The 12,176-nt window shown below is 59.1% G+C and carries 10 protein-coding genes; 4 read left to right on the top strand and 6 right to left on the bottom strand.

Translation table 11 applies throughout. The annotated features are described in order from the left end of the window. Window positions 1-83: 83 nt before the first annotated feature. The 3 genes from RLEG4DRAFT_RS64435 to RLEG4DRAFT_RS64425 all read right to left on the bottom strand — a co-directional run bounded on the left by RLEG4DRAFT_RS64435 (window position 84) and on the right by RLEG4DRAFT_RS64425 (window position 1,740). A complete protein-coding gene (locus RLEG4DRAFT_RS64435; protein WP_051040877.1) occupies window positions 84-278 on the bottom strand; it encodes a hypothetical protein in 195 nt (64 codons plus the stop codon). A 265-nt stretch (window positions 279-543) separates the two neighbouring features. Then, window positions 544-741, bottom strand: a complete 198-nt coding sequence (locus tag RLEG4DRAFT_RS64430) for a hypothetical protein (protein ID WP_003575312.1) — start codon at window positions 739-741, stop codon at window positions 544-546. Between the two features lie 63 nt (window positions 742-804). Continuing rightward, a complete protein-coding gene (locus tag RLEG4DRAFT_RS64425; RefSeq protein WP_003575315.1) occupies window positions 805-1,740 on the bottom strand; it encodes an NmrA family NAD(P)-binding protein in 936 nt (311 codons plus the stop codon). Window positions 1,741-1,814: 74 nt separating this feature from the next. Between RLEG4DRAFT_RS64425 and RLEG4DRAFT_RS64420 the strand changes: the two genes are divergently transcribed. The 4 genes from RLEG4DRAFT_RS64420 (at window position 1,815) to RLEG4DRAFT_RS64405 (ending at window position 4,470) form a co-directional block, all read left to right on the top strand. Continuing rightward, the gene (locus RLEG4DRAFT_RS64420; protein ID WP_003575317.1) at window positions 1,815-2,642 is read left to right on the top strand and encodes an AraC family transcriptional regulator; all 828 of its coding nucleotides are present in this window, start codon (window positions 1,815-1,817) and stop codon (window positions 2,640-2,642) included. A gap of 145 nt (window positions 2,643-2,787) precedes the next feature. Next, on the top strand, window positions 2,788-3,105 hold the full coding sequence (locus RLEG4DRAFT_RS64415; RefSeq protein WP_037093198.1) for a hypothetical protein: 318 nt from the start codon (window positions 2,788-2,790) through the stop codon (window positions 3,103-3,105). Between the two features lie 491 nt (window positions 3,106-3,596). Next, a complete protein-coding gene (locus RLEG4DRAFT_RS64410; protein WP_003575322.1) occupies window positions 3,597-4,172 on the top strand; it encodes a response regulator in 576 nt (191 codons plus the stop codon). A 103-nt stretch (window positions 4,173-4,275) separates the two neighbouring features. Then, entirely contained in the window at window positions 4,276-4,470 is a 195-nt protein-coding gene (locus RLEG4DRAFT_RS64405; protein WP_003575325.1) for a general stress protein, read from the top strand. A gap of 178 nt (window positions 4,471-4,648) precedes the next feature. On the opposite strand, the gene RLEG4DRAFT_RS64400 is transcribed toward RLEG4DRAFT_RS64405, so the two are convergent. From RLEG4DRAFT_RS64400 to RLEG4DRAFT_RS64390, 3 genes are all read right to left on the bottom strand, one after another. Continuing rightward, window positions 4,649-4,864: a hypothetical protein gene (locus RLEG4DRAFT_RS64400; protein ID WP_003575327.1), complete on the bottom strand. Its 216-nt coding sequence runs from the start codon at window positions 4,862-4,864 to the stop codon at window positions 4,649-4,651. A 259-nt stretch (window positions 4,865-5,123) separates the two neighbouring features. Beyond that, window positions 5,124-5,750: a response regulator transcription factor gene (locus RLEG4DRAFT_RS64395; RefSeq protein ID WP_003575329.1), complete on the bottom strand. Its 627-nt coding sequence runs from the start codon at window positions 5,748-5,750 to the stop codon at window positions 5,124-5,126. Between the two features lie 51 nt (window positions 5,751-5,801). Continuing rightward, window positions 5,802-11,750, bottom strand: coding sequence for an AAA family ATPase (locus RLEG4DRAFT_RS64390; protein ID WP_003575332.1), 5,949 nt, complete (start codon window positions 11,748-11,750; stop codon window positions 5,802-5,804). Between the last annotated feature and the right edge of the window lie 426 nt (window positions 11,751-12,176).

Here is a 12,176-nt window from a genome sequence, read left to right as displayed (position 1 = left end):
CAGATTACGTGCCATTCGGATCTCGTCGGCGATGTCAGGCTAGATAATCGGCGCCCATATCCTATGGTGGCCGGTGATGGGTTTCAGGGCCAATAGGAGGCGTCCTCGTCGGCACAGTCTTCAGGGCTTAAGCCTTCTGCATGGAGCGATAGCCAGTAAGCCCGCGCAACGGTCCGCGCATATTCAGAGGGTTCCTTGCCAAACGGCAAACCTTTTTCGGCCGAGAGCTCCCAAATCCGTTTTGTGAAAAGGACGGTGAATTCGTCTTCGTCCAGCATCTGCAAAAAACACGACCTCCGCAGCCCCCCTTGTTGAGGATGGCGCAGAGTGCAGGGGGTGGCAGGGGCCCGGCCCTCTGCGCGATCGGCAGTACATAACAGTCGATGAGTGACGATAGTTCCGGTACGACAAAAAAGGCCCCGCGAGGTGAACTGACCCCCGAAAGTTGGACATCAACCTTCGGGGGTCAGTTCAGAGGTCGCGGGGCGAGTGAGCGTGCATGGAAAGGGGACGAGAGCTGCGAGAAGTGGGGCTAGCCCGTCCTCACGCGCCAGACGTGACGACGCGGGAAAAGTCCGGGGCCGCAACGGTGACGTTGATGTACCAATCCGGAGCAAGGCGCGCCGCCGCCGAGATCCCGCCCAGGAAGGCGGGATCCGTGTCGATCGGCACACCACGTGCTTTCGCGCGATCGATTGCACGCTGCGCGATGGCTCTCCGGGTCTCGGGATCTGTGCTCATGCTGTTTCGCCTCGCATTCCCGATGCGCGGCGAGCTCTATCAGGCGGCGATCTAACTCAGCGGCTATCCTTGTAAACTCCACGTTAGGAAGGTCTCTGGTTTGACGCCATCCGTCCGCGCCTTCTCGATCAATGGTCTGAGGGTGTCCCTGACGAATCCTTCCATTGTCGTGGGCAGCGCCGGACGATCATCGTGGAACTTTATACGCCCATCGTTGAGAGCAGCCGAGGTGTTCTTATCATAGACCCACCGATCAAGCGTTCCGAACCTCTCCCGGAACACCGTTTCAACCTCGCGATCGCTCGGATCGACGGAGCGATAATCCACCTCCCTACCGAGTGCCCGGCCGATCATCGCGGCGATCTCGGGCATCGTGTAATCGATGCCCAGCTGCTTCACCGACCGGTGCTGGTCGATCGGCGTGTCGAACTCGTTCGCGGCGATATCCGCGATATCCTCAATGGCAATCCAAGGAGCTTTGACGTTGGGGTCAAGCGTCCAACCGATCCTATCGTGCTGCGCGATCGAGTCGACCCACCTGGACAGGTCCTCCATGAACCAGCCACCCTGCAGGTGCACCAGATTGATGCCGCGTAACCGGTTGAGGATCTGATCCAGGATATGAAAGCCCTGGAAATGGCCGGTGTTTCCGCTGAGCTCGGATCCCATTGCCGTCAGGCTCACGGCCAGTTTCACCGGGGAATCCCGAAGTGCGTCAAAAAGCCGAAGCGCTACCGCAGGGTAGTGCCCATGAAAGTCCTCCGCCTCCCAAATGGTTTTGACCATCAGGAACGCGGCGTCAGCGTCTTCGAAGAATCTGCCAAGCTCACCATCACCTGTGTCGAAGCTGCCAAAGAACGGTTCTGCTCCTTTCGCGACAAGTGCATCGAGGGCGGGCCCTCCTCTCGAAAGAGCTTTGACTGAATGGCCTTTGGTCAAGAGGTTCTCGGTTAGTTTGACACCGATCCTGCCAGTCGCGCCAACCACAGCGATACGCATAGCTAATCTCCTAGAGTTGTTTGAACAAGATCCTAAAGGATTGCGCCGCGCGTCAAAATTGGAGATAATGCCATATGATCTCGAAATCAGGCCAATCGTCAAATAAGCTAGCTCCCTGCAGTACTGCTTGCGATCTGACCCTCTCGCATGGGCCGGCGATGGCAATCAGGATGGACTTCGCCGACTATGAAGCCGAGGGGCACCAGCACCAGCACCGGCAGGGTCAACTGATCTTGGCGCTACATGGCGCGGTGACCTGCACAGCGGAAAGTGGTGTCTGGATCGTTCCGCCAGACTGCGGACTTTGGGTACCCGGCGGCGTTCCGCACAGCAATCAGGTCACGTCCAATGCTCGTCTAACATACCTGTTTGTCGACCCCGGCGCGGCCATGCTTCCGGCTGAATGCTGCACGCTTGCGGTATCGCCGATGCTTCGGGAGATGATACACCGGGTAGCGGAACTGTCAGAAACTGATGCGCGTGACGCTCATGGTGACCGCCTCGTGCGGGTCATGCTCGATGAGCTCGCGCTGATGCCGCGTGAGAGGCTGGAGCTACCTGTATCTGATCATCCAAAGATCGCCTTGATCGCTGCGGCGCTTTTGGCAAACCCGAGCGACCGCCGTACCCTCGGCCAGTGGGCTGAGCATGTCGCCGTCAGTGAACGATCGTTGAAGAGGCTTATGGTCCAACAGACAGGGTTGAGCTTCGGCCGTTGGCGGCGCCAGCTACATCTAGTCATCGCTCTGCGTGAACTTGCCGGCGGTGCGACAGTCCAACAGGTGGCAGGCGAATTAGGGTACGAATCCACGACCGCCTTCATCGTCATGTTCAGGAAGGCGCTTGGGACCACGCCATCGCGCTACTTTGCCGATCGGCTTTTGAGCGCCGAGCGCGCGTGAGACGTTGCCATCCGACATACAGAAGGCGCTCCCCCCACGGGTCGAGCGCCTTTTTTTGTATTGGAGGCGCCCGCAAATTAGGAGCCGCATCTTGACCGCAACCGCTTTGCGGATGAGATCTGCGTAAAACACATTGCAGGAACACATGCCATTTTTTCTGGTGACGCAGACATCGCTGGTCGAAGCTCAAGATGAGCAAGAAGCCGCTCAAACGGGCGTCGACCGACTTCGCTCCGGAGGACAGGTCACCGTCGCGGTAAAATCGGATGAAACAACGATCACGCACGTCGTTGTCGCCGCGATGACCGAACAGCCGCTTCCGGTCTCGCCCTCCGGAACCATCAATCCATCGCCTGCTGCTGTTCCTATCCCCGAAGCTGCTTTTGCCGCACCGGAAAGCAGAAAACTGATCTTGAAGCGTATGCTCGCCGATGGTCTGGCCCTTCTGGGGCGGCGAACCTAGCCCCAAGTATCGCTGGCGCCAGCATTCTCTAGTCTTCGAGCGTCGGGCCGAATCTATAAGCGAAATTTGAAAATAGGAGGGGTCTTCCTTCATCGGCTGGCGAAGCCCCGGGGATGCACCATGATCGACATCTGCGTTTTGAAGCCATTGGCGAAAGCAATCGGCGCCCGGCGAGAGGCCCAGCGGCATCTCGATTGTCTGACCCGGCAGATTACGGCGCCCGCGGAAAGGCAGGCGACCAGGGCCCCCAATTCCTCTGAAAAAGGGCCTTGAGCGACATTGGGGAGACACGTCGATCCGCGATTTTCATTCGCCAGCATAGAGACCACCGCCGGCGAAGTTCGGTTACTGTCGACGGCTAAAAATCGTTCGCGCGAGGAACCCGTTTAAGTCTTTCGAAGTTTGGCGCGGGCGGCGAGACAGGAGAAACCGGCATGTGTTTCACAAATCAAGTCTCGCTGGAAACATTTTGATTAGAGGACCTAGGGACCATGACCGGCAACGCTGACGAATGGATAGCAACACGGGCTTATGCCTTGTGGGAATTGGCGGGCTGCCCGTTCGGGGCAGATGAAATGCATTGGCAGCAGGCTGTGCTGGAGCGGCGCCTCCTGGAGGAGACCAAGGCCTCTTCCGATGGGCAGGAAGTCATCAATCGCACGAGGGCCGACCCTTTGCAGGCCCAACGCGGTTCAAACGTTCTGGTCGTTGAGGACGAACCTATACTGCGCTACGATACGGTCGATTTTCTCGAGCGGGCTGGGCACCAGGTTCTTGAGGCTGCGAACGCGGACGAAGCTATGGTCTTCCTCAGACGGAACGACATCGACGCGCTATTCACCGATATCGATATGCCCGGTTCCATGGATGGCCTGGGCCTTGTCAAGAAAGTTAGGGCGGATTGGCCGTCCACCAAGGTGATTGTCACTTCCGGCCTTATCGCGCTGTCTCATGACGACCTCGAAACGGGCGTCGCCTTTATCTCAAAACCCGCATCGCGGTTGGAGTTGTTGAGGCTTATCGGGACGCGGCTCGATAACCTTCCGAGCGGACCAGCCGTCGTCTGAAGGCGTTCCAGTCGACTTTGTACGGTGTAAGACCAACAGGAAACCTTCTCGGATATTTGAGGTTCGCTTACCAGGGAATGATCCCTGAGTAAGGAGAAATAGAATGGCAAACCAAAGTGGAAACCAGTCCGGCGGCGATACGTCCAAGCGCGGCTTCGCATCGATGGATGATGAAAAGCAGAAGGACATCGCCAGCAAAGGCGGTCAGGCATCCGGCGGCAACTTCAAGAACGATCCGGAGCGTGCTTCCGAAGCCGGCAAAAAGGGCGGCGAAAACTCCAGTGGCGGCAATCGCTAATTAGCCTCAGTCGGCGACGTATGGGCCAATCTCAGGGGCCGGGCTCTGCCCGGCCCTTTCTAATATAGCAGCCGGTCGCAGTTTTCCGACAGCGAGGCACCTTTAGAGTGTCAGCGCCCTCTATCATCCCCTCGTCACAGCCTATGGGACGAGCGGTCGGCTAGATGCGATCGAAGAGTTACTGTCGTCTTCGATCGCGATGCTCCCTCTGGCCAGGCGCAAGGATAGCATTGGATTCTGCACGGTTCAGCATGTTGACCAATTCTTCGGCCTCATCGGCGGTAAGCATGTCCCTAACGAAGCCATCCACAAGTGCTTTCCGGTCTGAAATCGTATCGATTACCGTCCAGTAGATGTTGAGGTTCTTCTGCAGGGCGTATCTCTGATTTTGCATGGATGATACCCTTTCTCGGTCTTTCGTTACTCGCGTTGCGTCAACATCGATGAGCGTGCTGGATGCGCGGACCCGACGAGATCCTTGCACCGAGACGCGATAACGTCTTTCCTGTCTCTGCATGTTTTTTCAGCTGGTAAGAGGATAGAGCCGACGGCGTTCGGAACGTATTGCCGAAAGAGATAAGCGACCAGCCGAATTGGCGCCTTGACTATCCACCCGTGGCAGACGCCCGATACTTTGGTCTAGATACGTGAGCCTACCTGACCCACGCCGGCTTCGTCGTCAATCCGAGGCTGTCCGCCATCCGGACCAGGTCAACGAGAGATCTCGCCTGCATCTTCCGCATGACGTGGCCGCGATGAACCTTGACGGTCACCTCGCTCAGGCCCACTTCAGCAGCGATTTGCTTGTTGACGCTGCCCGCGACCACTAGGTGCATGATCTCGCGCTCGCGCGGCGTCAAGGAATTATAGCGGGACTGAAGCTCGGCAATGAGCGCGACTTCCTGCCTCCGAGCGCAATCGCGCTCGATTCCGGCATAGGCGGCATCGAGTAATTCCTGTTCGCGCAGCGGCTTCGTCAGGAATTCGATAGCGCCGGCTTTCATCGCCCGCACAGAGATCGGAATGTCGCTGTGGGCACTGATAAAGATGACCGGAAGCTCAATTCCAAGTGAAGTGAGCATGCTCTGAAATTCCAGGCCACTCCGCCCCGGCAGCCTTACATCGAGAATGAGGCAGCCCGGAACGTCAGGGCGCTTGCTATCCAAAAACTCCTGGCTGGAAGCGAATGTCAGTACCTCAAGTCCAACCGAGCGCAGGAGATCGCCGAGGCCTTCGCGGACAGATACGTCATCATCAATGATGTAGACAATCTCCTTCATCCATGTCCCCAAGTTTTACGCCGGTCAGGCGGCGCCCCGGACATGGATCCATTATTTCTCCTCGGTTGGTAATGTAAACTGAAAAATCGCACCGTGGGGCGCGTTTGGCGTGGCCCAGAGGTGGCCTTTGTGAGCCTCTATGATCGAACGACTGATCGTCAGGCCCATGCCCATACCCTTGGGTTTGGTACTGTAGAACGCCTCGAATATATCGCCGATCTTCGCCAGGTCGAGGATAGGACCGCTATCGCGGACTGCCACTAAAACGGTATTGGGTGCTGCCTTTTCAGTGCTTACAACGAGTTCGCGCGCTCCTTTTGGCATCGCCGCCATCGCGTCGTTGGCGTTCATGATAAGGTTCAGGATCACCTGCTGGATTTGCACTTGGTCCCCTACGATCGGGGGCAAGCCGTCGGAGAGGTTTGTACGAAGCGACACCGCACTGCGTTCGAGGTCCGTGGACACCAGCGCAATCGTCTCGGACACGATATCGTTGACGTTCAGCCTGTCCCTGCGTTCGGGTGATTTCTTCGCCATTGCCCGAATCCGGTCGATGACTTCAGATGCGCGAAAAGCGTCGCTGATCATGCGCTCGATGGCGCGACGGGCGGAGACGATGTCACGAGGGTCTGCGTCGAGATAGCGAAGGCAGGCATTGCCGCTGCTGACTAGCCCGGTGAGCGGCTGTCTGACCTCGTGGGCGATGGAGGCTACAAGTTCTCCCATAGTGGTCAGCCTGCTTACATGGGCAAGTTCTGCTCGCGCAAGCTGAATAGCATCCTCGGCTTGCCTGCGGTCGGTGATGTCACGCGCCAGCGAAAGTCGAAACCATTGCTCTTCCTGTCGGAATTTACCGACGCGAACCTCGACCGGAAACGTGGTTCCGTCCTTGCGCCGGTGGAGCGTTTCGAAAGACATTGGCTGTCCAGCGTCGACGCGATCCACCAATGTCGCAAGCGCCTTTTCGTCGATCGCTCCGTCAAAGACGCGCGGATGCATGCCAATCAATTCCTCCCGGCTGTAACCGAGGCTTTCACAGGCTTGGCGGTTGACGTCTATGACGGTCAGATCGTCGGTATGGAGGAAAAATGCATCGGTGGCATGGTCGACGAAGGTCCGAAAGCGAGTTTCGCTTGCCCGCAGCCTCTCCTCTGCTCGCTTGCTCTCGGACAGGTCGAGCACGAAGGCCACGGCCTGGCTCCCGGCCCCCTCGAAACTTGCCTCACCGATCATCACGGGTACGTGACCGCCGTCCTTTCGCCGGTACGCCTTTTCAAAGGGGCGGACGCTGCCGGTCACTCTCAGCTCGCTCTCGGCTTCGGCGTCACGCTCGCGCCATTCCGGCAGTGTCAGCTCTTTATCGAGCAGCTGACCCGCCAAGAGTTCGTCACGGTTGTAGCCCACCATTTGCAGGAACGCCTCGTTGGCCTCGATAATCCGACCGCCGATATCTCGGATAAAAATTCCGATGATGTTCGCTTCGACAAGCCGGCCTATTCGCGCTTCACGTTCTGCCAGGTCGCGGTAAAGTCCGGTGATTTCGAGCGTGCTGGCGGCTTGCGAGGCGATCAGCTTCAACACCGGTATGCGCCCCGGCGCGAAGACACGGCCCGCCAGAGTGTTTTCCAGATACAGCGCACCGATCAGCTTCGCGTGATTGATCAGTGGCAAACAGAGAATGGATCTGGCCGCGCGATGGCGGATATAGGGATCGGCCGCAAAGGCGTTTTCAGCCGACGCATCGTCGAGGCAGACGATTTCCCGCATACGCAGGACGTAATTGAGAACTGATTCCGGCATCACGCCGGCGATGGCCTCATTACGCAACTCTATGAGGACCGCTTCGCCGCGGATCGTCGCCTCAGCGGCAATCCGCGGTTCGCCGCCACGCGACAGGATCAGAAGGCCACGTTCGGCGCCCGCCTGCTCGACGGCCATTCGCAGGACCGCATCGATCAGCTTCTCGACGACGATTTCGCTGGAGACTGCTTGCGACACCTTGATGACGGTGGCAAGGTCGAGATGCTCGATCGGCGCTTCGATCGTGCTTGTTGCAGCCGGTGCCGATTGTCCATCCCGCAGTTGGGGATAGGCTTCTTCGAGCTGCCGCACCTTGCCGTCGGCTCCCCAACTGAGATAACAGCGACGGGCGTTTTGAAGATAGAGGCGAGCAATCTGGTCGAAGCCGCGCGCCCGATAAAAGGCGGAAGCGCGCTCATACGCGATCGCTTCATCGTGTGGGAGCGCGTGCGCATGCGCCAACTGGATCGCCTGTTCGTAGAGGCGCTCGGCATGCAACTCACGGCTTCCCAAGCGGGCGATCTCTGCGCCAAGCAATGATGCGCGGCTTGCGAAATTTTCCGGGCAGTGCGCGGCCCAAGTGTCGAGCTGCCGGTGGTGAGCGCGTATGGCCTTGCGATAAAGAGCTGTTTCAGTAGTCGATCCTGGCAAAGCAGAGGCCAATGAAAGGCCGGTGTAGAAGTGGTATTCCGCCCGCTCGAAAATAGCGGGAGTCATCCAGAGGAGGCTTTCTGCTTTCGCCGCTGCCGAAAGTGCTGTGAGGATATCCCCGGCAAATACACATGCCTGTAGCTTGCGGATCCAGTACAGGCAACTGCCCGGCTTGCCGTCGGTCTTAAGTTCGAATTGCTGCTCGTCGAACCTTTCATCGTTGAAGCATCCGAAGATTGGCGTCAGCCCGCGAAGCGTTCGGATGAGTTGGAGCTGCCCACTGATGAAACCAACGGCGACTCCGAAGCCGGCCTGACGCGCGAAGTCCAGGCCGGCTTCCGCGTCGCGCTGAACCTGCGAGAGGGGCTCGCCAGCGGCCAGAAGATACGTGACAAGGTTATTCCGGCTTAAGACGGCGTAGGTGAGATCGCCGACCTGCTGGGCCGTTTCGAATACGCGCTGCGCAAGTGCACGGCCGGTGCGGACATGACGCGACGACGATTTCGCAAGGTTACCGAAGGCGAGGTAGACTCGTGCCTTCAGGCGTTCCATTCCAGGCCGTTCCGTCAGGTCCAGTCCGAGCAGGCCGAAACGAAAACCGGCTTCATAGTTGGCAAAATAGGGCCCGAGCACCGTGCCCACAGCAGTGAAGGCATAAGGCGATGTGTCGCTGTTGCCGTGCTTGAGGCTGATGTTGCCCATTCGCCCGATAACGAGGCAGCGCAGATTCTCGTTGGTAAACAGGGCCGGAGTAACAAGTGAAGTCAGAACGTCCATAGTCGCGAGCGCGACCGGGTCCGCCATAGGGGGCGAGTTAAGCAGCGCTTCGATAGGGCGGCCCCCGAGTTGTCGCCAAAGCCGCGCGTATTCCTGGCGCACCTGGCTCCTGGTCGGGTGGGACGACCACGAAATGCCGACCCGGTGCAGGTAGTCGAGGCCGAATATGATGGCCTGATCGCTCCGACCCAGGCTCATGAAAAGGTCGACGCGCAGGCGCGTGACGCGGGCCAGATCGGCGAGGCTGGTGGCGCGGCTTGCCAATTCTGCGAGGCGGGCCTGCGCCTCCGCCAGTGCCCCGGTCAAGAATTCGCATTCGGCCCTGTGGAGTTCGAGGGCGAAAGCGAGTTCGTATCGGCGCTCCCAGGCATCGTTCGGTAGGTAAGCCGCACCCGTACCGGCATAGGCCAGCGCCGATTCGTATGCAGCCGATGCCTTGGCGCGGCGAGTGGCAATCAGGTTCAAGTCCGCGAGTCGCTCGCGCTCTTCACCGGGCGCGATGAGCGCGCCGCCGCAGTTGAGCTGGCCGACAATCTCGAAAATATTCTCCTCGAGTGCCTGCGGCGGCGTATGGATCAGCAGGAGGCGGCCAATCGAAAGATGCGCTGCCGCCCGCTCATCTTTAGGGATCAGCCCATACGCGGCCTCCTGAACACGATCGTGCAGGAAGCGGTATGATGACCCCTCTTCAAGCAGCACGAGTCCGGCCCGCGCCGCGGCCCAAAAGGCTGCATGAACCGCGTCGCGATTTTCGCTCCTGATCAGAGCCAGGGTATCAACCGACGCGTGATTGCCGAGACACGCTAGCATGTTCAAGGCAGCCTGCGTGGTATCGGGCAGGCGCCGCAGCTTGCTTAGCATAAGATCCACGACGTTATCGGTATAGCCTTTGGCTCCTATGCGATCGAGATCCCAATCCCAGTGCGTCTTTGCGCGATTGAATTCGAGCAGGCCTTCGTCCGGCAGCGTGCTCAGGAACTGGAGCGCGAAGAAGGGATTGCCTCCGCTCTTCTTGTGCACTAGCCGCGCAAGCGGCTGGACACGCTTGCTTCCGCAATGAAGAGCGTCGGCCAGCATCCGGGTCAGATCTTCCAGCCTAAGCGGTGTCAGTACGGTTTCATGCACTTGGCCACCGGCCTGCCGGATCGCTGTCAGCCGGCGGATCAGCGGATGGGTGGACGATACTTCGTTGTCGCGATAGGCGCCAATGAGCAGCAGGTGACGCATATCCTGCTGGGTGCACAAATCTTCAAGCAGATCGAGCGTTGCTGCGTCCAACCATTGGAGATCGTCTAGAAACAGCGTGAGCGGATGTTCTGCTGTTGCAAACACTCGCAGTAGGCGCCTGATGTTCAATTGGAAGCGGCGTTTGGCGTCCTGAGGCGGCAGGTCCGCAACCGCAGGAAGCCGGCCGATGAGAGATTCAAGTTCCGGAATAAGCGTTACCATCAGCCGACCGCTCGCGCCCAGTTCTTCGGTCAAAGCAGCGCGCCAGGGCGCGAGTTCCGCTTCACTCTTGCCCAGCAGCACTCGGACGAGGCCTTGCAGGGCCTGCGCTACGCTCGCATAAGGAATGTGACGGTGGTTCTGGTCGAATTTGCCGGAGGCAAACAGCCCACGCGCCGGCACGAGCGCGCCGTGGAGCTCATTCACAACCATGGATTTGCCCACGCCGGCATGACCCGAAACCAGCACCAGCGTCGGCCCAGCGCCCGCGACGACCCGGTCAAATGCGGAGGTTAGGGCGGCGATCTCGCGTTCGCGACCGTAGGGCCGCTCGGGAATCACCAGTCTGTCCGGCACATCGCGTGTCCCGAGCGGAAATTCTGCGATCCGCCCATATTTCTCGCTCTCGACGAGGGCACGTCGCAGATCCGCCTCTAGCCCGGCGGCCGTCTGGTAGCGTTCCTCTGCGTTCTTGGCGAGTAGCTTCATCACGATTGCCGAGATAACGCCTGGTAGCTCTCTTACACGCTCGGACGGCGGCACCGGTCGCCTGGCAACGTGGCAGTGCACCCATTCCATCGGCTCCGAGGCGGTGAAGGGCAACTGGCCGGTGATCATTTCGTAGAGCGTGATGCCGACGGCGTAGAGGTCACTACGCGAGTCCACCGACCGGTTCATGCGGCCCGTTTGTTCGGGCGCCATGTATGCGAGGCTGCCAGCAATGACCTCAGGGGGCTCGGCGGCCTGACGCTCACGAGAAAGATGCGACGCCACTCCGAAGCCCGTGAGGCGGACCCGCCCTTCCGCCTCGTGCGCCAGTATATTCGCCGGCTTGATGTCCCTGTGAATGAGGCCGCATCCGTGAGCCTTGCCGACTGCCGCCGCAATGTCCTTGGCAAGACGCAAAAAGACAGTGAGTTCGGCGGCCATGCCATGGCTATGCCGTTCCATCAACTGCGGGAGTGGCACGCCGCCGCAATCTTCGAGGACGAGCACGATACGACCATTTTCCGTTGTGAAATCCAGCGGTTTGGCTGCCCACTCCCGGTCGAGTTCGTCTTTCAGGCGATATTCGTGGGCCAGTCTATCGAGGCTGGTTCGACTGGGATGTTCGGCTGCAAGCTGCACCCTCAGAACGGCTTTTGATGCGCCGTTGACGCTCCGGATCAGCTCTCGTGTAAAGATGCGATCGCCGTCACTCCAGGAGGATTGTGGCTCGTCGTACCGAAGGTCAGTCGAAGTCTGCTGGCCGATGGAAGCGAAACCGCGCTTCCGTCCGAACATGTTCTTCCTGGTCTTCTGCGCATCTTTGACCGTGTCGTCCATGGCACACCGCTCGCTTCGATGCTGCCCGCATACCATCTGAGGTGCCGGCATCGCAGATCCAATCAAGCTTCACCGACTTTCCTCTCATGTCAACGAGCCTATGCTTCGGAATTGGCGCGGTCGCATCTCTGCGATCTTCCTCCGACGCAGGTTCCAGTGCATGTTGTCAAGGCCGTTCCGCGAAGAGGCAAAGCTGCTGCAATGCGGTTTCATGGTTTAAGAGGCGCCGCGCCGGCAGGGGTGAGGGTCTTACGGTCAAGCAAAACGCCGGCGCGGCAAGTCGGCCCGGGTTGGGAGGGCGTTTCTTTTTGGGCCGTTGCAACATTAACTCTGCGTGGAGTACCGTAGCTATTATGCCGAAGTATATTTGTTTAGCCGTTTCGCCCGATTTCCTAAACCAGACCAATTACGCCGGATGTATCAGGT

Source organism: Rhizobium leguminosarum bv. trifolii WSM2297 (assembly GCF_000271845.1).
Note: the sequence above shows the minus strand (reverse complement) of the source record. Positions and strands in the feature narration are given on the sequence as shown.